This is a genomic window from Sinorhizobium sp. P24N7 (genome assembly GCF_042436655.1).
In the GTDB taxonomy this organism is placed as follows: domain Bacteria; phylum Pseudomonadota; class Alphaproteobacteria; order Rhizobiales; family Rhizobiaceae; genus Sinorhizobium; species Sinorhizobium meliloti_A.
In genome coordinates, this window is sequence record NZ_JBHMIW010000003.1 from 456,657 (window position 1) to 478,333 (window position 21,677).

The 21,677-nt window shown below is 61.7% G+C and carries 24 protein-coding genes; 22 read left to right on the top strand and 2 right to left on the bottom strand.

Annotated features, from left to right (window positions below; genetic code table 11):
* The first annotated feature begins 21 nt into the window (after positions 1–21).
* The 9 genes from ACFHWW_RS07345 (at position 22) to ACFHWW_RS07385 (ending at position 9,217) form a co-directional block, all read left to right on the top strand.
* Complete coding sequence (locus ACFHWW_RS07345; protein WP_379937842.1) at positions 22–2,316, top strand: NAD-binding protein; 2,295 nt, start codon at positions 22–24, stop codon at positions 2,314–2,316.
* Positions 2,317–2,692: 376 nt separating this feature from the next.
* The gene (locus ACFHWW_RS07350; protein WP_379937843.1) at positions 2,693–2,926 is read left to right on the top strand and encodes a hypothetical protein; all 234 of its coding nucleotides are present in this window, start codon (positions 2,693–2,695) and stop codon (positions 2,924–2,926) included.
* Positions 2,927–3,244: 318 nt separating this feature from the next.
* The gene (locus ACFHWW_RS07355; RefSeq protein WP_379937844.1) at positions 3,245–3,676 is read left to right on the top strand and encodes an acetyl-CoA carboxylase biotin carboxyl carrier protein; all 432 of its coding nucleotides are present in this window, start codon (positions 3,245–3,247) and stop codon (positions 3,674–3,676) included.
* Positions 3,676–5,043 (top strand): acetyl/propionyl/methylcrotonyl-CoA carboxylase subunit alpha, encoded by a 1,368-nt coding sequence (locus ACFHWW_RS07360; protein ID WP_379937845.1) that lies wholly within the window; start codon positions 3,676–3,678, stop codon positions 5,041–5,043. Before ACFHWW_RS07355 ends, ACFHWW_RS07360 begins: the two co-directional genes overlap by 1 nt.
* Entirely contained in the window at positions 5,030–5,494 is a 465-nt protein-coding gene (locus tag ACFHWW_RS07365) for an acetyl-CoA carboxylase biotin carboxyl carrier protein (protein WP_379937846.1), read from the top strand. The genes ACFHWW_RS07360 and ACFHWW_RS07365 overlap by 14 nt, the downstream gene beginning before the upstream one ends.
* Positions 5,491–6,201: a 5-oxoprolinase subunit PxpB gene (gene pxpB / locus ACFHWW_RS07370; RefSeq protein WP_379937847.1), complete on the top strand. Its 711-nt coding sequence runs from the start codon at positions 5,491–5,493 to the stop codon at positions 6,199–6,201. The genes ACFHWW_RS07365 and pxpB overlap by 4 nt, the downstream gene beginning before the upstream one ends.
* Complete coding sequence (locus ACFHWW_RS07375; protein WP_379937848.1) at positions 6,198–7,190, top strand: biotin-dependent carboxyltransferase family protein; 993 nt, start codon at positions 6,198–6,200, stop codon at positions 7,188–7,190. The genes pxpB and ACFHWW_RS07375 overlap by 4 nt, the downstream gene beginning before the upstream one ends.
* A 10-nt stretch (positions 7,191–7,200) precedes the next feature.
* Entirely contained in the window at positions 7,201–7,968 is a 768-nt protein-coding gene (locus tag ACFHWW_RS07380) for a LamB/YcsF family protein (RefSeq protein WP_379937849.1), read from the top strand.
* Positions 7,969–8,014: 46 nt separating this feature from the next.
* Positions 8,015–9,217 carry a pyridoxal phosphate-dependent aminotransferase gene (locus ACFHWW_RS07385; protein WP_379937850.1) on the top strand — a complete coding sequence of 401 codons (1,203 nt, stop codon included), beginning with the start codon at positions 8,015–8,017 and terminating at the stop codon, positions 9,215–9,217.
* Here ACFHWW_RS07385 and nac read toward each other — a convergent pair.
* Positions 9,214–10,125, bottom strand: a complete 912-nt coding sequence (gene nac / locus ACFHWW_RS07390) for a nitrogen assimilation transcriptional regulator NAC (RefSeq protein WP_379937851.1) — start codon at positions 10,123–10,125, stop codon at positions 9,214–9,216. The genes ACFHWW_RS07385 and nac overlap by 4 nt on opposite strands.
* A 149-nt stretch (positions 10,126–10,274) precedes the next feature.
* Between nac and ACFHWW_RS07395 the strand changes: the two genes are divergently transcribed.
* The 6 genes from ACFHWW_RS07395 to ACFHWW_RS07420 all read left to right on the top strand — a co-directional run bounded on the left by ACFHWW_RS07395 (position 10,275) and on the right by ACFHWW_RS07420 (position 14,882).
* Positions 10,275–11,033 (top strand): SDR family oxidoreductase, encoded by a 759-nt coding sequence (locus ACFHWW_RS07395; RefSeq protein WP_379937852.1) that lies wholly within the window; start codon positions 10,275–10,277, stop codon positions 11,031–11,033.
* Entirely contained in the window at positions 11,030–11,737 is a 708-nt protein-coding gene (locus ACFHWW_RS07400) for an amino acid ABC transporter permease (RefSeq protein ID WP_379937853.1), read from the top strand. Before ACFHWW_RS07395 ends, ACFHWW_RS07400 begins: the two co-directional genes overlap by 4 nt.
* Positions 11,734–12,492 (top strand): amino acid ABC transporter permease, encoded by a 759-nt coding sequence (locus ACFHWW_RS07405; protein ID WP_379937854.1) that lies wholly within the window; start codon positions 11,734–11,736, stop codon positions 12,490–12,492. Before ACFHWW_RS07400 ends, ACFHWW_RS07405 begins: the two co-directional genes overlap by 4 nt.
* Complete coding sequence (locus tag ACFHWW_RS07410) at positions 12,489–13,256, top strand: amino acid ABC transporter ATP-binding protein (protein WP_379937855.1); 768 nt, start codon at positions 12,489–12,491, stop codon at positions 13,254–13,256. The genes ACFHWW_RS07405 and ACFHWW_RS07410 overlap by 4 nt, the downstream gene beginning before the upstream one ends.
* A gap of 25 nt (positions 13,257–13,281) precedes the next feature.
* Positions 13,282–14,118, top strand: a complete 837-nt coding sequence (locus tag ACFHWW_RS07415) for an ABC transporter substrate-binding protein (protein WP_379937856.1) — start codon at positions 13,282–13,284, stop codon at positions 14,116–14,118.
* A gap of 89 nt (positions 14,119–14,207) precedes the next feature.
* Positions 14,208–14,882: a 4-carboxy-4-hydroxy-2-oxoadipate aldolase/oxaloacetate decarboxylase gene (locus tag ACFHWW_RS07420; protein ID WP_379937857.1), complete on the top strand. Its 675-nt coding sequence runs from the start codon at positions 14,208–14,210 to the stop codon at positions 14,880–14,882.
* Between the two features lie 38 nt (positions 14,883–14,920).
* Here the strand turns inward: ACFHWW_RS07420 and ACFHWW_RS07425 are convergent, their stop codons facing one another.
* Positions 14,921–15,844 (bottom strand): LysR family transcriptional regulator, encoded by a 924-nt coding sequence (locus ACFHWW_RS07425; protein ID WP_379937858.1) that lies wholly within the window; start codon positions 15,842–15,844, stop codon positions 14,921–14,923.
* A gap of 125 nt (positions 15,845–15,969) precedes the next feature.
* On the opposite strand from ACFHWW_RS07425, the gene ACFHWW_RS07430 reads away from it, so the two are divergent.
* Genes ACFHWW_RS07430 through ACFHWW_RS07460 form a run of 7 tightly spaced genes read left to right on the top strand, consistent with a single transcriptional unit; the run spans position 15,970 to position 21,675 of the window.
* Complete coding sequence (locus ACFHWW_RS07430) at positions 15,970–16,809, top strand: transporter substrate-binding domain-containing protein (protein ID WP_379937859.1); 840 nt, start codon at positions 15,970–15,972, stop codon at positions 16,807–16,809.
* Positions 16,810–16,839: 30 nt separating this feature from the next.
* Entirely contained in the window at positions 16,840–17,538 is a 699-nt protein-coding gene (locus ACFHWW_RS07435) for an amino acid ABC transporter permease (protein ID WP_379937860.1), read from the top strand.
* Positions 17,538–18,248 carry an amino acid ABC transporter permease gene (locus ACFHWW_RS07440; RefSeq protein WP_379937861.1) on the top strand — a complete coding sequence of 237 codons (711 nt, stop codon included), beginning with the start codon at positions 17,538–17,540 and terminating at the stop codon, positions 18,246–18,248. Before ACFHWW_RS07435 ends, ACFHWW_RS07440 begins: the two co-directional genes overlap by 1 nt.
* A complete protein-coding gene (locus ACFHWW_RS07445) occupies positions 18,245–18,967 on the top strand; it encodes an amino acid ABC transporter ATP-binding protein (RefSeq protein ID WP_379937862.1) in 723 nt (240 codons plus the stop codon). Before ACFHWW_RS07440 ends, ACFHWW_RS07445 begins: the two co-directional genes overlap by 4 nt.
* Before the next feature lie 32 nt (positions 18,968–18,999).
* Positions 19,000–19,674 carry a 4-carboxy-4-hydroxy-2-oxoadipate aldolase/oxaloacetate decarboxylase gene (locus ACFHWW_RS07450; RefSeq protein ID WP_379937863.1) on the top strand — a complete coding sequence of 225 codons (675 nt, stop codon included), beginning with the start codon at positions 19,000–19,002 and terminating at the stop codon, positions 19,672–19,674.
* A 14-nt stretch (positions 19,675–19,688) separates the two neighbouring features.
* Positions 19,689–20,636 (top strand): 2-hydroxyacid dehydrogenase, encoded by a 948-nt coding sequence (locus tag ACFHWW_RS07455; RefSeq protein WP_379937864.1) that lies wholly within the window; start codon positions 19,689–19,691, stop codon positions 20,634–20,636.
* Between the two features lie 7 nt (positions 20,637–20,643).
* The gene (locus tag ACFHWW_RS07460) at positions 20,644–21,675 is read left to right on the top strand and encodes an L-idonate 5-dehydrogenase (RefSeq protein WP_379937865.1); all 1,032 of its coding nucleotides are present in this window, start codon (positions 20,644–20,646) and stop codon (positions 21,673–21,675) included.
* Positions 21,676–21,677 lie beyond the last annotated feature (2 nt).

Below are 21,677 nucleotides of genomic sequence, written 5' to 3' on the forward strand. Positions count from 1 at the left end.
ACACAGCTCCTCGAAGCGCCCTTGCATTGGCTGGAGCGACTGCACGCAGCCATCATGCCACTCCTGCCGAACCGCGATCGTTTCCTCTTCGTCCTTTTTCTCGTCGCTGTTGGCTGTGGTGTGCTCGGGTTCCAGGCGAGCCGCAGTGCGGTTATCTCTGAAAATTTCGGGAGCAACTTTCTCGACAATTTCTACCGCACGGTTCAGCTTTTCAGTTTCAACTATGAGGTGGAGGAGGCGTGGAAGCCGGAGAGTGGGTGGCTTCTCCTTGCCCGCTATCTCGCCGCCTTCCTGACAACCTATGCGGTTATTACTATCTTTGCGCGGCGCCTGATCGAACGGACGTGGTTCTGGGTCCAGCGCAAGCGACGCGAACACCATGTCATTCTTGGCTTCGGGGTCGTTGGTCGAACCTTCGCAAGGGAACTCCGCCACAGACGCAAGCCCGTGACCGCCATTGATAATCAGTTCGATGATGCCGACCGGGCATTCGCTCGCGATCACGGTATCCTTCTCGTCAGCGGCGACCTCTCGGATCCGGAGACCCTTTCGCGCGCCCGGATCGGCGGTGCGAGGCGCATAATCGTCGCATGCGGAAATGACCTCACCAATGTCGAAATAGGCACCGCAGCGGCTGCGGTCGTCGAGGCTTGGCATGCGAACCGAGTCAAGACCGAACACGACGCGAAGAGACCGGCCGCGCCGCGCCGCTTTGGCTGTAACGCTGAGGGAGAGCCTGTAGTCAAGGTGCACCTCGCCTCGACCGGTCTCCTCGCGGATCTTGCCGAGGGTGCCGGCACCAGTTCGGCCGACAGCGGTGCTTTCGAGAGCTTTAGCCTCAAGACGGACGCCGCACGCGCACTGCTGGCGAAAGCGCGGCTGCCGATGCGTGCGCGCGACTGCGGCCAGTCGCGAGTCCATCTCGTCATCGTCGGCGTCGGCGATCAGGGAGAGGCGATCCTTTTTTCGGCATTGGCTGCCGGGATGGCGGCGGGCCTAAGGCCGCCGAAGGTGACGTTGATCGACCAGTGCGCCAAAGACGTACGGAAAAGGTTAAGTGCACTACGCCCGCGCCTTTTTGATGGGTCGATTCCCAAGGATGCAAGACCCAGTCTTACGTTCGTGAATTTGGACATTGGCGCCGTATCGTTCGACCTCGACGAAAGCGTCCTCGCTATCGACCACGGTGATGACCCGCCGACGGCATGGGTGTTCTGCAGCGGGCGGGATGAATTGGATCTCGCGGCGGGCCGGCGGCTCGAACTCGCCATGCATCAGCGCGGTCGCCGCCCCGCTCCAATCTTCATACGGCGCTGGAGCGCCAGGATGCCGGAGGAGCTTGCGGGGAATGCCGATCCGTTGCGGTTGACGAACTTCTTTGGCGATATTGCCAACACGGTGGAAAAATCGGAAGTGCTGGATGAAAGGGCCTTTCTCTTGCCCAAAGTGATTCACGACGCCTATCGAGGGGGCCCGACCGCGGCAGGATCGCCTATCGATATCGATCAATTTCGCCAAAGCTGGAACCGGCTTCCCGAGAATGTCCGAGAAGCGAACCGTTCGACTGCACGCCACATCGCCCAAAAGCTCATCGACCTTGGCTTTCTGTGGCGGGGAATGGACAACGGCGGTCTTCCGACGCTCTCTGCTGAGACGGCGGGCGCTTGCAATGCCTTGATCGATGCCGCCGGGGAGGACGGGTCTTCGGTGCCGGGTGAGCCCTGCAAGGCCACCGAACGCGACAAAATACTGCGTACTGAACACAACCGGTGGTTGGTCGACCGGGCGATTGCCGGCTGGATGGCTGGGCCGCGCGACGACAAAGGCATTCCACGTCGCGACAACCGGCGGCGCCTACATGACAACATCCGCAGCTTTGACGAACTGGATGCAGAAACGCGAGCCAGATACGCACGGCCGCTTGCTGCGGCCATCCGCATGCTCGAAAGGCCCGATATCGATCTTGATGCGCGGCGCCGCGAAACGGGCGAGATCCGGTTGTGCTCGGCCGATGTGCTCGAAGTCCATTCTCAGGATCCCGACTTCGTTGGCGTGAGCGAGCTGATCATTCGTGTTGGCGAAACATGCACAACGGTCGCTATACCAATCCGGACCACACTGCGCGGGCTTGTCGCGGATTGGGCTGGGCAACGCGCGGCTTGCCGTCTCCTCGTCCTGCTCGAAGGCCCGGTGGAATCCGTGCTGATAGATGATGATGACGAAAAGAAGAGTTTCACGACAATGGAGGTGCTGTGTGAACTCAGAGATTTGTTGGCAAGCGGCATCATCTACGATCTCGCGAGACTTTACCGGTGAGTTCAGCGCGTCGCAGCCCAGGCGAAGATGTCCGCTGAAATTTCGCTTGACAGCGTGGCACGCCCGGACCGTCAGGAAAGGCTCTTTCGGGTTTCTGGTCATCCTCCATGTTGGCGACCATCATGCCGTCACGACGGAGCATAGGTTCTTGATTCCCCGCTGGGGTCAAGCGTCTCAAGTCTGGTCTCTGTCCACAAGGCCTGAGGGTAGCGTCGTGCCGCTTTTCCGCGTCAATCAAGAATCCGGTGTATCGGTGACTCCTCACTTCCTTCGGCTTGTTGCATCGGTTGCGAATGCTGTCGCACGGGAAAGGCAAGCATCCGGTAGCTTATCGCGCGTATATAGTTCTAAGGGAAGAAGTCGTGTGAACGGTGCTATGCAGTTTCTCAACAGTCTGGGTCTGATGGCTTTATTGGCCATCCTCTATGGCTCGTTACTTCGTCGACTCATTTCCGAGAGCCTCCGGAATCTGGTGATCGGGATTTTGTTCGGAGGCGCCGCGGCAATGGCCGTCTTCCAACCCGTCTACCTCGGTTCCGGCGTATTGGTCGACGCGCGCAATCTCATCGTCGGCTGCGCGGCGGCATTTTTTGGGCCCGTCGACGCGTAGGCGACACTGCTGATCACGGCAACTGCCCGCGTCCACGCAGGAGGCCTCGGTGTTCCGGCGTGCGCGTCCGGGTCTTCGCGTCCGAGGCAGCTGGCGCTCACGAGCACGGCAACGCTCGGGCTTGCTCCCGAGCCGGAAAGCGATGGCTTGCGCCACATGTATGCGCGATCATCGATCCTCGGATCGAAGCCGCTCAAGACCGGATATTCAAAGTTTGTCTGCCCCCATCAAACGCGATGCTGTGTAAGGTTCCCCAATCGGACCGTTACGATGGCCATCAGAGCCAAGTATAGGTTCTCTCCAGACTCGGGGAAATCAATGGATCTGCAGAAGATCAAGACGCTTCTTGATTTCGTGGGGCGTTCGCGTGTCTCGGAACTGAAGGTCAGCGACGCCGGCACGACGGTCATCATTCGAAATTCCTCCCCAATGGTGGCTGCCGGCGGGGAGTCTCTCACGCCGGAAACGCAGGTCTCCGTTCCGCCTGAGTTGGCCGACCAGAATAACGAGCCGGACGTTCGGGTTGTACGTGCAGCCGCCACCGGCATTCTCCACCAAGCCCAAAGCCCCGGTGCGGCGCCGCTCATCGCCGTTGGCGATCGGGTCGAATCCGGTCAGGCGCTCTGCATCATAGAGGCGATGAAGGTCTTCACGACGGTTAACGCCTCTTTCGGTGGAACCGTCAAGCGCATCTTCTTCGAGGACGGGCAGGAGGTCGGTTTCGGCGATCCGCTCGTAGAGATCTGCTGATGCCTGCGCCCTTCACCTCTGTCCTCATCGCCAATCGCGGCGAGATCGCCGGGCGCATCGAGCGCGCCTGCCTGGAACTCGGGCTGAGGCCCGTCCGCATCGCCTCGGAGGCCGACAGATTCGGACAGCCAGGACGGGGGGCGGGAGGCCCGCTCGTGATCGGGCCGTCGGCGCCGGGGCGCAGCTATCTAAACCAGGCGGCCATTCTGCTCGCCGCCCGCGTGACGGGAGCCGAGGCGGTGCATCCAGGCTACGGATTCCTGTCGGAAAGCGCCGATTTCGCAGAGGCGATAGAACAGGCGGGCTTGGTTTTCGTCGGCCCGCCGGCATCGGCGATGCGTGTCATGGGCGACAAGATCGCCGCCAAACGCGCGATGATTGCGGCGGGCGTGCCCTGCGTGCCGGGGCCGGGCGAGCCGCTGCCCGATGAACTAGAGACGGTGCGGGCGATCGCGGATGGGATTGGTTATCCGGTCATCGTCAAGGCGGCCGGCGGCGGGGGCGGCCGCGGCATGCGCGTCGTGCGCGAAAGCGCCGAAATTGCCGATGCAGTCGCCATCACGCGCGAGGAGGCGCGTCGCGCCTTCGGCAAGCCGGAGCTTTACCTGGAGAAATTCTTGGAACACCCACGCCACGTGGAGTTTCAGGTGCTTTGCGACAATCACGGCAATGCAGTTTGGGTGGGTCATCGGGATTGCTCGGTCCAGCGGCGGCACCAGAAGGTAGTGGAGGAGGCGCCTGCGCCGAATATCGCGCCGGAACTAGCTGGGCGCATCGGTATGCGCTGCGCGGACGCCTGTCGGCAGATCGGCTACCGTGGTGTCGGCACGTTCGAATTCCTGTACGAAAACAATGAGTTTTATTTCATCGAGATGAACACCCGCCTGCAGGTCGAGCATCCAGTCACCGAAATGACGGCCGGTGTCGACCTCGTGCACGAGCAGTTGCGTGCGGCGCAAGGGGCGGCGCTCGAAAGCGCGCGCTTTAGCGGCGAGGCGCGCGGCCATGCCTTTGAATGCCGGATCAATGCCGAAGATCCCTCTACCTTTGTCGCTGCACCGGGGCGCATCACGGCAGTCCATTTCCCGAACGGCCCGGGCATTCGCGTCGATACCCACATCTCAGCCGGATACTATGTCTCGCCCTACTACGATTCGTTGATCGCCAAGCTGATCGTACACGCCCCGACTCGCGAAGGGGCAATCCGTCGGATGCAAGTCGCCCTGTCGCAAACGCGGATCGAGGGCATTTCTACCAACCTTCCGCTACATGCGCGCATCTTCGCTGATCTCGATTTCGTTCGCGGCGGCGTTGATATCCACCACCTCGAAAAACGGCTGAGGGAGGAACCTCGTGTTGAAGCGTGACCGCGCGCCGGGCGCAGGCGCGATCGGCGATTTCTCCGATCCCGCGCTCATTTCGACGCTCTCCGAATGGCTGGAAGCCTCCGGCGCGCGCGAACTGGAAATCGCTACCGCGGACGGGCGCGCGCTGAAAATCGTGCTTGGTGCGGGCCCGAATCCCGCCGCGCCGAGAGAGAAGCCTGTCGTGCCTGCCGTGCCGCCCGCCGAGCGCCACGCCGTTAAGGCGCCGGTCGCCGGCCGCTTCCGAGACAGGCACCCATCTGCCGAAGTGGTGCCGCTTGCTGGCAAGGGAGGGAGGCTGGAGGCGGGCGCACTCGTCGGCTTTGTTGAGATCGGGCCCGTGCTCCTTCCCGTGCGCGCGAACGAGACGGCTATCGTCGCCGAGATCCATGTTCGAGCCGGGGATCTCGTCGGCTACGGCGACGCAATTTTGACAACGGAGGCTAAGAGATGAATATTCTCCAGGCGGAACCCTTTCCCTCGCCTCCCGCCATCGTTCCCGATACGGAGGGGGTGGCTAAGATCTCCTTTATCGGCACGCGTGCCTTCCTCATCGAGGCGCCCGGGGCCTTCGACCTGCCCAACCAAAGGCGCATCTGGGCGCTCTCCCTTGCTTTGAAGACCCGAAAGGAGGTGGCCGAGATCGTGCCGGGGATGACGAACCTCTTGGTGATCCTGAAGGAGACGCCGGACATGCCGGACGCCGTCGTCCGTGCGCTCCAGGAGGAATGGCGGCGCGCGCGGGGCGTCGATCTTGCCGGCCGGGATATCGAGATCGCTGTCACCTATGGCGGCGAACACGCGAGCGATCTGCCGGCGCTCTGCGACCGGTCCGGTCTCAGCGACCGCGAAGTGGTGCGCATTCATTACGAGGGCACATACCGCGTCTTCGCGCTCGGCAGTGCGCCTGGCTTCGGCTATCTGCACGGGCTTGATCCGCGTATCCACATGCCGCGCAAAACTGTGCCCTCGCTCAACATGGCGCGCGGCTGCGTGACCATCGGTGGCATGCAGACCGGCGTTGCGGTGCTGACCGGGCCAAATGGCTGGAACTCCATTGGCTTTGCCGAGCTGCAGATGTTCGATCCCATGGCCGCTACCCCGGCGGTTATGGCCCCCGGCGACACCGTCCGATTCCGGCCCGAAAGGATCGAACTGTGATTGAAATCGTAGAAACCGGACCGCTGAATACAATCCAAGATCTCGGCCGTCCGGGTTACCGCAATGTAGGGGTGACGGGTTGCGGGGCGATGGACCCGCTAGCGCTCCGGATCGGTAATATCTTGGCCGGCAATCCGGCGGAGGCGGGCAGCATCGAGGTGCAGACCTTTCCCTTTCGCCTGCGCTTTGTCATTCGCGGAGTCTTCGCCGTTACCGGTGCGGATTGTCGGGCAAAGCTTGATGGCGTCGAAATGCCGCCCTGGTCGGCCGCCGAGGCCGAAGCGGGGCAGGTGCTGGAACTCCTTCCGCCGATGAAGGATGCGCGGGCCTATGTCAGCCTAGCTGGTGGCGTCGATGTCGCCCCGATCATGGGCTCGCGCAGCACGTCACTGCGCGGCGGCTTCGGCGGGTTCGACGGTCGGGCGCTGGCGGCGGGTGACAGCATCGCGACGGGCGCGGCCACGCCGCTCTTCCTACCGAAAGGGGGCTTAGGCGTGGTGCCGCCTGCGGTGGCGCTGAAGGACGTCTTTCCCGTCGCCGAGGGCGGCGCGCTTGTCATCCGCGCCTTGCCAGCCGGCGAACACGATCTCTTCGGGGCCGATGCGGAGCGCTTCTGGAACCAACCGTGGAAAATTTCCGCGCGCAGCGACCGCACTGGCTACCGGCTCACCGGCGATCCGATCCATCCGACGGAAGCCGTCGAGATGCGCTCACATGGCATAGTGCCGGGCGTCATCCAGGTTCCGCCGGCCGGAGAGCCTATCGTTCAGATGAGCGACGCCAACACGGCGGGCGGCTATCCGAAGATTGGCGGCGTTATCGAGGCCGATCTCTGGCGGCTCGGTCAGGCGCGCATCGGCTCAATGCTGCGCTTCACGCCGGCGACGCATGGGGAAGCGAAGGCTCTAGAGAAGGCGCTCGCCGTTTATCTCCACGACATCCGGCAGACCGTCGGGCTCGTCGCTGCGGCTCTTGCCGCCATGGCATAGGGAGGATTTCATGCAGGTGGATCTCAATTCCGACATGGGCGAGGGCTTCGGCCCTTACAGGCTCTGCGATGACGAGGCGATGATGGATGTCGTCACCTCCGCCAACATCGCCTGCGGCTTCCATGCTGGTGATCCCGATACAATGGCGCGCATGGTGCGCCTGGCGCGGGCAAGGGGTGTTGATGTCGGCGCCCATCCGGGACTGCCCGACCGGCAGGGTTTTGGTCGCCGCGAGCTGCCCTTTGGCCCGGACGAACTACGCCAGCAGATGCTCTATCAACTCGGCGCGCTGATGGCGATTGCCAGGGCCGAGGGCGTCACCGTCTCCCATGTCAGCTTCCATGCGGCGATGGGCAACATGGTCAATCGCGACCCCGCGCTGGCGAGCGCGATGATGGACGCGATTCGTACCGTCGATTCCGGCCTGATTGTCTTCGGTACGGCTGACAGCAATATCGAGCAGGCTGCGATCAAAGCCGGTCTCAAGACGCTAGCCCTTTTCCTCGCCGACCGTGCCTACGACCCTCAGGGCGCCCTCGTGCCCCGCGGCCAGCCGGGTGCTCTCGTCAAGGACGAGATATCCGTGCGCGCCCGCGTGCGGCAGTTCCTTCTCGATGGAACCGTCACGGCTATAGGTGGGATGGTCATTCCCATGCGGGCGCGCTCCATCCTCGTGCACAGCGATACGCCTGGCTCTCTCGATCTCGCCCGCACCGTCCGCAGCGAGATCGAAGCCGCCGGCGGCGCAGTCACATCCGTCTCCAAGCTGCTGTTATGAGCCTCGTTCCGTCGCCCGTCCCGTCCGTTCAATCGAAAGCACGATCATGCCTGCCACTGCCGACCGCCTGAAAAACGTTTCCGTCTCCGCATCTGCCGCCATGACCCAGCGCGCGCGCGATCTTGCGGCCAAAGGCGTCAAGGTAATTAGCCTTTCCTCCGGCGAGCCCGATTTCGCGACCCCCGCCAATGCCGTCGAGGCCGCCCATGCGGCGGCCCTTGCCGGCGATACGAAATACCCTCCGCTGGACGGCACCCCGGCACTGCGCCAAGCGATTTCCCGCAAGTTCAAGCGCGACAACAATCTCGACTACGACCCCTCCGAAATCGTCGTTGCCGGCGGCGGCAAGCAGATCATCTTCAACGCTGTCATGGCCACCTGCAATCCGGGCCACGAGGTAGTCATCCCGTCGCCTTCCTGGATCAGCTATGCCGATATCGTGAAGCTCGCGGGTGGCTCACCGGTGCCAGTCACTTGCCCGCAGCAGAACGGCTTCAAGCTGCGCGCTGAAGACCTCGACGCTGCTATCACCCCTCGCACCAAGTGGCTGTTCCTGAATTTCCCGAACAATCCGACGGGCGCGGCCTGCACGCGGGCGGAGATGAAAGCAATTGCCGAGGTGATGCTGAAGCACCCGCACGTCTGGATCATGACCGACGATATGTACGAGCATCTGATCTATGACGGCTTCGAATTCTGCACCATCGCCGAGGTCGAGCCGCGGCTGAAAGATCGCGTGCTGACGGTTAACGGCGCCTCCAAGGCTTATGCGATGACCGGATGGCGACTGGGCTTCTGCGGCGGGCCGAAGGATCTCATTAAGGCGATCAGCAACGTCAACGGCCAAAACAGCGGCGGCACCTCCACTATCACCCAAGCTGCCGTCGCCGCGGTGCTCGACGGGCCGCAGGACCTTCTGAAAGAGCGCGCGGCGATCTACCGGGAGCGGCGCGATTTCGTAGTTTCGCGGCTCGGCGAGATCGAGGGCATCCGCTGCCATAAGCCTGAGGGCGCCTTCTACGTCTTCCCCAATATCGCCGAGCTCGTCGGCCGAACCAGCAAGGGCGGGCGAAGGATCGAGACCGATACGGATTTCGTGCTAGCGCTGCTCGATGAGCAGCATGTGACGACCGTGCAGGGAGCGGCCTATGGCATGAGCCCCTTCTTTCGCATCTCTTATGCGACAAGCATGGAGCAACTTGATGAAGCCTGCGGGCGCATCGGTGAGTTCTGCGCGGGGCTCTGCTAGCTTGGCCTTTTGAGGCGCGCGGTCAGCTCCATGAGGATAGACCGCACCGCCAACGCTGGCTCGGAGAGTTCGCTCTGATCGGAAACACAAAGCGACAGTGTCTCCTCAATCTTCGGCGCGACGACCCGCGAGACGAGTGGTTCCGAGGATTCGGCGACAATCCGCTCGGCGATGGCGCGCGGCATGATGGTCGCGCCGACACCACGGCTCACGGCCCGGCCCAGCGTCCGGACGATCTCCAATTCCGCCACGACATTCAGCGACAGGCGGGCGCGGGTGAAGGCGATATCGATGGCGCGTCGGACAAAATTGTAAGGTGGCGGCAAGAGCAGGGGAACTTCGTTGAGGGCGTTCACCGGCAGGGGTGTCTCGGCCGGCTCGATGCCGAAATCGCGGTGGGCAACCAGGTGGAATTCCTCCACGAAGACGGGTTCGAAGCGCACGCCTTTTATAGGGCCTGTGCCGTGGATCAGTGCCATTTCCAGCCGGCCGTTCATGATCATCTGGCTATAGGTTTGGCCGACGCTTTCGGTGAGGTGCAACAGAATGCCCGGATGGCGCTTGCGCGTTTCAGTGAGTAGGTCGACGGAAAGCGTCGCCGCACTGGAGAAGGGCACGAGGCCAACGGAGACGCGCCCCACGAGCGTAGAGCCGGCCGCCTTCACGTCGGCCTGCGCCTGATCCATCTGGCGCAAAATGATCTGGGCATGGCGGTAGACCGCCTTGCCCGCTTCTGTCATGGAGACGCCCTGCTGGCTGCGGATCAGGAGCTTTTGCCGGAAATGATCCTCCAAGGCTGCGAGCTGCTGGCTAAGCGCGGGCTGAGCGATATGCAGCACGTCCGCTGCGCGGGTGATGCTGCCGGTGTCTACGATGACGATGAATGATCTGAGACGCCTGATGTCCATATGCGAGTCTGCCCTTTTCCGCTCCGCATGTTACAGCCCGACGGGGCGGCGGCAAGCCCATAAGCCTTCCTTATCCATCCAGATGCAAACGGTCTTAGTCAGAGCCGGAAAGCTTCGCTACTCTCTCTGTTAATAACAGGGGAACTCCAATGTCATTTTCCGATTACAGAACCGCGCTCGTGACTGGTGCCTCCTCGGGAATCGGCGCAGCCCTCGTCGAACGGCTTCGGCGCGAGGACCTCGAAGTGCATGCCGTCGCCCGCAGCGAGGGTGCACTCGAGGAATTGGCCGCACGCACAGGCTGCATTCCCCATAGCATTGACGTGACGGACCGCGCCGCGCTTGCGAAGCTCGCCGGGGTGGTCGAATTCGATATCCTGATCAACAATGCCGGCGTCGATCGTCCGAAGAAGTTTTTGGAGGCGGAGGATGGCGACATCGACCTCCTCGTCGATGTTAACCTGCGCGCCGTCCTCCACCTCTGCCGGCTTGTCGTGCCAGGCATGGCGGCGCGCGATCGCGGTCATGTCATCAACATTTCCTCGATCGCCGGCAACTACAATTTTGGCGGCAACTCCACCTATCACGCCACCAAGGCCGGCGTCAGCATGCTCTCCAATCAGCTGCGTATCGACACGTTCGGCAAGCGCGTACGGGTAACGGAAATTTGCCCAGGACGGGTCGCCACCGACATCTTCAACCATGTGCACGGCGACGACCCGTCGGTTCGAGAGCGCTTCATCGACGGCTTCGAGCTGCCGCAGGCGTCCGATATCGCCGACGCCATCGCCTTTGCGATCGCCGCACCCATCGCCGTAAACATCGGCCATATGGAGATCACTCCGACGCTCCAAGTGATGGGCGGCCTTCAGACGGCGAGGCCGCAGGCGAAGGAGCCGCAGCGGTGAAGGGCTTCGACCTCGCCGCCATCCTTGGCAATCCCGAATACATGGCCATGCTGGCGCATGGCATCGAAATGACCTTCATCATCGCCATTGGCTCGTGGCTATTGGCAATGAGTCTTGCGATGCTGCTGCTCGCCGTTCGGTTCGCGCCCGGCCGCATCGGCAATTCGGTGGTGGCGGCCTACGTTTCCTATCACCGCAACGTGCCGACCCTCGTGCAGCTCATGCTTTGGTATTTCGGCATCTACACATTACTGCCCTCGGTCGTCTCGGATTGGCTTTCAGCCCATTCGGCGGAAATGATCTTCGCCGTCGTCGGCCTCGGGCTTTGCCAGGCGGCCTATTTCAGCGAGGATCTGCGCTCGGGCCTCCGCTCGATCAATCCGGGCCAGATGGAGGCGGCGCGGGCTCTCGGCCACGGTTATATTTCAGCCATGCGCTTCGTGCTGATCCCCCAGGGCGTGCGCAATGCGCTTCCGGCCCTCGTCAACCATAGCGTCTCGCTCTTCAAGAATTCGAGCCTTGCCATCGTGATCGGCGGGCCGGAACTCAGCCATGCTATCAAGGAAATCGAGAATCTCAGCTTCCGCACCTTCGAAATCTATTTGATCGGCACGGTCCTATACCTCTTTTTCTCTCTGATCATTATGGCTGCAGGCGCCTATCTCACCTGGCGGGCCGATCCGGTGAATGGAGTCACCCGATGATCCACGACCTGATCGCCATCATCGACGAGTACTGGCTGCTGCTCCTCATCGGTCAATATCCGAACGGACCTCTCGGCGGCCTTGCCAACACCCTGATCCTCTCCGCGCTCAGCATTGTCATTGCCTTCCCGTTCGCAATTCTGCTCGCCTTCGCGCGCCTGTCGAAATACCGGGTGCTGCGCTGGCCGGTGACGCTTCTGGTCTACGTGACGCGAGGCGTGCCGCTGCTCATGCTGGTACTTTGGAGCTACTTCCTCGTGCCGCTTTTGACGGGCGCGGACGTCCCGAGTTTCCTGACGATGCTGACAACGCTGGTTGTCTACCAAGGCGCGTTCCTTAGCGAGATCATCCGCGCCGGCATCGTCGCGCTGGGGCAAGGGCAGATGGATGCGGCGCGCGCCCTCGGCCACAGCTGGTTCGGAGCAATGCGTTACGTCATCCTGCCGCAGGCGCTCTACAACATGATCCCGAGCATGCTGTCGACCTTCGTGGCGACGATCAAGGACACGACTCTCGGCTACGTGATCAACGTGCCGGATCTCACCTTTGCGGCAAGCCAAGTCAACAATCAGCTGCTCACGCAGCCCTTCCAGGTCTTTTTGATCCTGGCGCTCACCTATTACGTCATCTGCTGGTCGCTCACGGCGGTCACAAATGTCGTCGAGCGACGCATCACACGCCGTCGCGCCGGCCTCGCCGCCCCGAAGCGTCAGCTTCCGGTTTCCCTGACCCCAAACGCCACGGAGCAGCCATGACCCCTTCAGTATCCGCCCCCGCGAAGGATCAGGAGATCCGGCTTGCCGACGTCCGCAAGAGCTATGGGAAATTCGACGTGCTGAAGGGCATCGATGCCACGGTCTCGCGGGGCGAGGTGGTCGTAATCTGCGGCCCCTCCGGTTCCGGCAAATCGACGCTTATCCGTACCGTCAACCGACTGGAGGAGATCAACAGCGGTTCAATCTTCTTCGAAGGGCAGGACATCCACGCGGCGATGAGTGGCCGCGACCTCAACCGGCTGCGCAGCCGCATAGGCTTCGTCTTCCAGAGCTTCAACCTCTTCCCGCATCTCTCAGCGGTCAACAACGTTGCCATGTCCCCTATTCGTGTGAAGGGCGTACCGGCGGCCGAAGCGGCCGAGAAGGCGCTGAAGCTGCTTGATCGAGTGGGCCTGCGCGAGAAGGCCGACGCCTATCCGGCGCAGCTCTCCGGCGGCCAGCAGCAGCGCGTGGCCATCGCCCGTGCGCTCGCCATGGAGCCGCCCGTCATGCTCTTCGACGAGCCGACCAGTGCGCTTGACCCGGAAATGGTCGGCGAAGTGTTGAGCGTGATGAAGTCCCTCGCGGCCGAAGGCATGACCATGATGTGCGTGACGCATGAAATGGGGTTTGCCCGCGACGTTGCGGATCGCATTTGGTTCATCGATCAAGGCCAGATCATCGAGACCGCGACGCCGGAAGAATTCTTCAACAAGCCGAAACATCCCCGCGCACAGAGGTTCCTCGCCGACCTGCGCCACTAATACCAATCACGAAGGAGAACAGCCAATGAAGTACCAGCATCTTATTCTCGCAGCGACCGTCGCGGCGGCAGCCCTTGTCGGCCCCGCCAAAGCCGACCAGCTTGACGATATCATCGCCAACAAAACGCTGCGTTGTGCAACCTTTGCCGACGTGCCACCGTTTGCTTCTCCTGACCCGCAGACGCGCGAAATGGTCGGTTTCGATGTCGATCTGTGCGGCGCGATCGCAAAGGAGCTGGGCGTAAAGGCTGAGATTAAACCGGTGTCGGTGGAAGCTCGCGTGCCGGAGGTAAAGCTTGGCCGTGTTGATATCACCGTGGCCAACCTCGCTTATACTCAAAGCCGCGCCGAGCAGATCCAGTTCAGCGACCCTTACTACCTTGCCAAGGAGATGCTGATCGTTCCAGCGGATGATCCCGGCAAGTCGAAAGCCGACTATGTCGGTCAGCGCATTGCCTCCACCAAGGGCTCAACGTCGGAAATGTCGATCAAGCTCAACAAATCCGAGCCTCTGACCTTCCAGGATACCGCTTCCGCCTACCTCGCCGCTCAACAGGGCAAAGCGCGTGGCATGGTTGCCAACACCATGACGACCACCAAGTTGGTCAACGAGTCCAAGACGCGCGGCAAGGAGATGCGCATGATCCCCGAGCCCATGCTCTTCCAGCCAATCGGAATTGGCATGGCGAAGGATCAGCCGGCGCTCACGGCCAAGATCAACGAGGTGCTGCGCAAGCTCGACGACAGTGGCGAGATCAACCAGATCTGGGACAAGTGGCTCGGGCCGAGCACCGAGTACAAAATGACCCGCACCGACAAGGTCGCGCCGCTCTCGGAATTGAAGTTCGATCCTATCCCCTGAGGGAAGGGGCTTCCTGTCCGCATCCCAGTGAAACGAACAGCGAGCGGCGGGCTCGGCGTCCGCCGCGACGATCATCCGTGGGAACAATCATGACGCATATCAAGAAAATGCCTATTCGCCCGAGTGCCGCCGAGATCGAAGCGCTCGCCAAGTTCTCGCCGGCCACGATCCACGAGGCGCAGGGTCGCCGCGGCGCGCTCTCTTCGCGCCTCAAGCCAGTCGATTACCGCATGAAGCTGTGCGGCCCGGCCTTTACCGTACGCTGCGCACCGCGGGACAACATCATGCTGCAGCTCGCCATCAACTATGCGCAGCCGGGGGACATCATCGTCGTTTCGGCCGGCGAATACGAGGAAGCCGGTTCTTTCGGCGACGTACTCGCCAATGCCTGCCTTGCCAAGGGTATCGGCGGGCTGGTGACCGACAGTGGCGTGCGCGACACGCTGCAGCTTCGCGAACTCGGATTTCCGGTCTTCTCGCTCAGCGTCTCAATCAAGGGCACGGTAAAGGAGACCCTGACCGCCACCAATGACCCGGTCGTCGTCGGGGGTGAGCTCATCCACCCCGGCGACATCATCGTCGGCGATGCCGACGGCTTGGTCGTCATCCGCCGAGACGAGGCCGCCGAGGTCGCACGTCTGTCACAGGCGCGCGAAGAGGCAGAAGCCGGATACATCGCGGCCTACAAGGCCGGCAAATCGGTGATCGAAGTCAGCAAGCTGGAGCCGATTCTAGAGGCGAAAGGCCTCATCGTCGAGGCATGACCTAAGATGATAAGCCTGATGGAAGTTCGTCTGGCAGCCTAGGTGGCTGCCAGACAAGACCAGTGACCCTCAGCGCCGAGCCTCTTGACTACGCCCTGGAGAACTTTTCGCACCTCTATCGCGGCACGCGTTGCCGGATGGTTGACCGGCATATCCAGAACAAGACGCCTGGTGAGGCCGGGGCGAGTTAGTGCGGCCGCAGATAAAGTCCCAATTTCCTGGTCCGAATGGACTGCACCGCGCCCAAGAACTGATAGTCCGAGGCCGGCGCGGATCGCTGCCTTCGTGCTTGCAACACCTTCTATCTCGCGCACGATATTGAGCGCCCGTCCGGAGATCAGGGCCTGCCGCTCAAGGAGAATGCGGATCCCATGGCGGCGTGTCGGCATGATCAGGGGTAGGTCGAGCACCTGTTCTACGGTCAACTCGGCGTCACGCGCAAATTGCCCGGAAGGACCCACCACATAAAGCGTTTCATCGAAAAGGGACACCGACGTCGCTTTGGCAACACTGTCCAAAGTGACCGCGAGATCGTGGACCCGGGTATCGATGGCTGTCCGAAGCGCCTGACTGTCGCCCTCACTAATCGTCAAGCGGATCTTCGGAAAACGCTGAGAGCATTCTTCGATCACCGGGATCGACAGCGTTGGACAGATTGAACTCAAGATGCCTAGCGAGACGTCGCCGGTCGGATATTTCGCCTGCTCTTTCGTCGCGGCTTCCGCCTGGTCAAGGGCACGAAGGATAGCATTGGCGTGCGAGAGCAGCGTCTGTCCCGCCTCGGTGGCGGTAACGCCTCGGGGGGTTCTGTTCAGAAGTTGCACGCCCAGCTGGTCTTCGAACCCACGCATGTGCAGGCTGAGCGCCGGTTGTGCCACACCGAGTTCGCTCGATGCGCGCGTGAACGATCCCAGCTCGGCAATCTTGACGAAGTAGCGCATCTTCAACAGGTCGAGTGTCAAGGCAAGCTCCGAAAAACTCTATACTGAATCGCTATATCAACTATCTTCAATATATATTTGTTTGAATTTTCCTTCAAATCTAAAACGACCTGGACAGCGCGAGGATGCGCTGCGGAGGAGGAAAAATGAAGCTGAAGCTATTTCTGGTTGCCGCTGCTTTTGCCGCTGCGGCTTCGCATATGACCACAGCATCCGCTGATCAACTCGACGACATCAAGGCCGCCGGCACATTGAACTGCGGTGTGCTGACGAACTCGCCGCCACTCGGCTTCCAGGATCCGAATACACGCGAGCCCGCCGGCTACGAGATTGATCTTTGCGGCATGTTCGCCGCCCATCTCGGCGTGAAGCCCAAGCTCACCCCGGTTTCGCCGCAGACCCGGATGGCGGAGCTGACCCAGGGCCGAGTCGACATCCTGGCGTCGCTCCTCAGCTATAGCAAGGAGCGTGCGGAGCAGGTCGATTTCAGCGGCGCCTATATCGCGGAAGATTTCAATTTCGTCGTTCTCGATGCTTCGGACATCAAGACCGTCGACGACCTCGCAGGCCAGCGCATCGGTCTCGTTAAAGGATCGGTTCTCATTCCGTTGACCGAAAAGCGGCTTCCCGACGCCCGCGTGCTGTCGTTCGAGACAAGCGCTGCGTCGTTCCTCGCTCTCCAGCAGGGCAAGGTCAAGGCGACGGTCTATCGCTACTCCGAGGGCAAGGCTGTCGAACGAAATGCGGGTGACGACATCAAGGCCTTGCGCTTCCTCGACGAACCACTCCTGTCGATGCCATCGGGGTTTGCCTTCCGCAAGGGCTCTCCCGAACTCGTAAAGGCGGCTGACGAATTTCTGGCAAGCATCGAGAAGAACGGTGAAGGGCAGAAGCTCTATGACAAGTGGCTTGGTAAGGACTCGGATCTGAAGGCAACGCGGAAATTCGAGTTCGGTAAACCACAACCGACCTGGTTCACGAACTGATCCTGACGAACGGCGCGGGCTTGCAATATCATGGGCTACCAGCTCGATTTTGGTAAAGTCCTGCAGGGTGAGTATCTTGAACTCATCCTGCAGGGCGTTCAGACCACGATGATACTTTTCGTGCTGTCGTGGATTTTCGGGCTGGTGCTCGCGATTGTCCTGACCGTCGTCCGGGCCATCGAGTTTCGGCCGACGCAATGGCTCGTCGCTGCTTTCGTCGAATATCACCGAAATGTTCCGGTATTGATCCAGTTGTTCGTCTGGTATTTCGGCTTTGCCGTCGTGCTGCCCGACGCCGTCAACGATTATCTGAACGAAATCGGAGCGGAGATCGGTTACGCGATCGTGGCGCTGGCGCTGAACAAGGCCGCCTATATGTCGGAAGATTTCCGCAGCGGAATCCGATCCATTCATCCGGCGCAGATGGAGGCCGCACGCTCTATCGGCCTGACCTACCTCGGCGCAATGCGCTGGGTCATCCTGCCGCAGGCCTGGCGTCTGGCGCTGCCAGCTCTTCTCGGTCAGACGCTTATTCTCTTCAAGGGCACCAGCCTTGCTGCGGGCATCGGCGTTGCGGAGCTGAGTTATCAGGCACGCTACATCGAGGAACAATCCTTCCGGATCTTCGAAGCGTACGGCATAGCGACGGCCATCTACATGCTGATCTCCTTCGCGATCATGTGGCTCTCCTCGGTTCTGTCCGATCGATTCCGGCTGAGGGTGAAATAATGTTCGAGATCATTCGCGAATACGGTCTCATGCTGTTCATCGGCGAATATCCGCATGGAAAGCTGGGCGGTCTTGCCTTGACGCTGATCATCTCGATCGCCAGCCTTGCCTTTACTTTTCCTTGCGCTGTACTGGTCGCGTTGGCGCGAACCGGCCAGTCTCGCGCTTCCAAGGCGATCGCCAGCGGGTTCGTGCACAGCGTGCGCGCCATTCCGCTTTTGATGCTGATCTTCTGGGCCTATTTCGCGCTTCCAATGGTCATCGGCTTCCCGATCGACGCTACCTACACCTTGATCCTGGCAATCGTCATCTATCAGGCCGCCTATCTCGGCGAGATCATCGCCGCCGGGATCGAAGGGTTGCCGAAGGGGCAGATGGAAGCCGCCAAGGCCTTAGGCCTCGGCTATATCCCGACAACCTTCCGCGTGATCCTGCCGCAGTCGCTGTTCAATGTCATTCCCGGTATCGTCAATCAGCTGACTACGATCATCAAAGAGTCTTCACTTGGTTCGATCATCGCCGTCTCCGAGCTTTCCTATGTGATGTTGCAGGTCAATTCGAATGAGGTGACGAAGCCGCTGCAGATCTTCGGGATTCTGGCGGCCACCTATTTCATCCTCTGCTTTGCCCTCAGTCAGGCAACGAGCTGGTTGGAACGGGGCATCGCAAGCAAGCGGACAGGGCGTGTGGTTGTGGAGGCCGTGGCGTGATCGAATTCCAAAACGTCTCGAAGTGGTTCGGGGCCGTCAGCGTACTCAAAGACATTTCCGCAGCGGTCGAGAAAGGAACGACCATCGTTCTATGCGGCCCCTCGGGTTCGGGAAAGTCGACGCTGGTGCGGACCGTCAACCGCCTGGAGCCAATCCAGCAAGGCACGATCAAGGTGGGCGGGAAGGACATCCATGCCAAATCGATGAACGTGAATTCACTCAGAACAGGCATCGGATTCGTCTTCCAGCAGTTCAATCTTTTTCCTCACCTGACAGTCGTCGACAATGTCATGCTGCCGTTGCGCCGGATCCACTGGCAATCTCGCAAGGAAGCATTGCCGACCGCGCTCCTGATGCTTGAGCGTGTCGGCCTCGCGGACAAGGTCAACTCGCTTCCGGCTGACATTTCCGGCGGGCAGGCGCAGCGGGTGGCTATTGCACGATCATTGATCCTGAAGCCTGAGGTCCTGATCCTCGATGAGCCGACCAGCGCTCTTGACCCTGAGATGGTGGGAGAGGTTCTGAGGCTGCTTCGCCAGCTATCGAGCGAAGGCATCACCATGATGTGCGTGACCCACGAAATGGGCTTCGCCCGCGAGGTGTCCGATCGCATCTGGTTTCTCAAGGGTGGCGAACTGAGGTTTGACGCCAAACCTGAACTCTTTTTCTCGAACGACACCCACCCGGATGTGCGGGGCTTCCTGTCCTCGCTCCATTGAACGCAGCAACTCAAAACAGTCGAAGGTCCCCCATGAGCCACATAAAGCAGGTTTTCCAACGGCCGACCGCCTCCGAGATTGCGGCGCTCGCGAAGTTCTCGCCGGCGACGATCCACGAGGCGCAGGGTCGCCGCGGCGCGCTCTCCTCGCGCCTCAAGCCCGTCGATTACCGCATGAAGCTGTGCGGCCCGGCCTTTACCGTACGCTGCGCACCGCGGGACAACATCATGCTGCAGCTCGCCATCAACTATGCGCAGCCGGGGGACATCATCGTCGTTTCGGCCGGCGAATACGAGGAAGCCGGTTCTTTCGGCGACGTACTCGCCAATGCCTGCCTTGCCAAGGGTATCGGCGGGCTGGTGACCGACAGTGGCGTGCGCGACACGCTGCAGCTTCGCGAACTCGGATTTCCGGTCTTCTCGCTCAGCGTCTGCATAAAGGGCACGGTAAAGGAGACCCTGACCGCCACCAATGACCCGGTCGTCGTCGGGGGTGAGCTCATCCACCCCGGCGACATCATCGTCGGCGATGCCGACGGCTTGGTCGTCATCCGCCGAGACGAGGCCGCCGAGGTCGCACGTCTGTCACAGGCGCGCGAAGAAGCAGAAGCCGGATACATCGCGGCCTACAAGGCCGGCAAATCGGTGATCGAAGTCAGCAAGCTGGAGTCCGTGCTGAGCGCAAAGGGTTTCGTTGTCGAGGGATGACCAGAGGACATATCATGAGCAAGATCGAACTATTACAGGTTGGCCCGTACCCGACGTGGGATGAGGAACGGCTGAACGCGTCTTTCAAGATGCACCGCTATTTCGAGGCGGAGGATAAGGCGGTGTTCCTTGCCGAATACGGCTCAGACATCCGTGGGATCGCCACGCGCGGCGAGCTTGGCGCGAACCGGGCGATGATCGACGTGCTGCCGAAGCTGGAAATCATCTCCGTCTACGGCGTTGGCTTCGATGCGGTGGACTTAGCTGCCGCCCGCGAGCGCGGCATCCGCGTCACCAACACGCCAGATGTCCTGACCAAGGACGTCGCCGATCTGGGCGTCGCGATGATGCTGGCGCAGGCGCGCGGCGTCGGCGGCGGGGAAAGCTGGGTGAGGAGCGGCGACTGGGCGAAGAAGGGACTATATCCGCTGAAGGCCCGTGTACACGGCAAGCGCGCTGGCATCCTGGGGCTCGGCCGTATCGGCTATGAAGTGGCCAAGCGCCCCGCGGGCTTCGATATGGAGATTGCCTATAGCGATACCGGCCCGAAGGAATATGCCAAGGACTGGGCTTACATCGCCGATCCGGTGGAACTGGCCGCCCGCTCCGACTTTCTCTTCGTCACACTCGCCGCCTCGGCCGAGACGCGCCACATCGTCGGCAGAAAGGTCATCGAGGCGCTCGGACCCGACGGCATGCTGATCAACATCTCCCGCGCCTCCAACATCGATGAGGTTGCGCTTCTCGATGCCTTGGAAACAAAGGCGCTCGGATCCGCCGCGCTCGACGTTTTCGAGGGCGAGCCGAACCTCAATCCGCGCTTCCTTGCGCTCGACAACGTGCTTCTCCAGCCGCACATGGCCTCCGGTACGGTCGAGACCCGCAAGGCGATGGGCGCGCTGGTCTTCGACAACCTGTCGGCGCATTTCGACGGCCGGCCGCTGCCGACCCCGGTTCTGTGAGGTTTAGATGAAAGCGATCGTCATCCATGCGGCCAAGGACCTGCGCATCGAGGAACGGGAGCCAGAGAGACCCGGCCCTGGCGAGGTGGAGATCCGCCTTGCCGCTGGCGGCATCTGCGGCTCGGACCTGCACTATTACAACCACGGCGGCTTCGGCACGGTGCGCCTCAAGGAGCCGATGGTCCTCGGTCATGAGGTCGCCGGTCACGTTGCGGCGCTCGGCGAGGGCGTATCGGACCTTGCCATCGGCGATCTCGTGGCGATCTCACCATCGCGTCCCTGCGGGGCCTGCGAATACTGCCTGAAGGGCTTGCCGAACCATTGCTTCAACATGCGCTTTTATGGTTCGGCCATGCCATTCCCGCACATCCAGGGCGCCTTCCGCGAGCGCCTTGTCGCGACAGCCGGTCAGTGTGTGAAGGCGGACGGCCTTTCGGCCGGCGAGGCGGCGATGGCCGAACCGCTCTCCGTGACGCTGCACGCCACGCGCCGCGCCGGCGAGATGCTCGGCAAGCGCGTCCTTATCACCGGCTGCGGCCCGATTGGCACGCTGTCGATCCTCGCCGCCCGCCGCGCGGGCGCGGCCGAAATCGTCGCGGCGGACCTTTCCGAGCGGGCGCTCGGTTTCGCCCGGGCAGTCGGCGCGGACCGCACGGTCAACCTGTCGGAAGACCGGGACGGGCTCGTTCCGTTCGGCGCCAACAAGGGGCATTTCGACGTCCTCTACGAATGCTCGGGCGCACAGCCCGCGCTTGTTTCCGGGATCCAGGCGCTGCGGCCGCGCGGCGTCATTGTCCAGCTCGGCCTCGGCGGCGAAATGAGCCTGCCGATGATGGCGATCACCGCCAAGGAGATCGACCTGCGCGGCTCCTTCCGCTTCCACGAGGAATTCGCGATCGCGGTGAAGCTGATGCAGGGTGGTCTCATCGATGTCAAGCCGCTGATCACTCATACCTTGCCGCTCGCCGATGCTCTTGATGCCTTCGAGATCGCCTCGGACAAGGGCCAGTCGATGAAGACGCAGATCGCATTTTCCTAAGG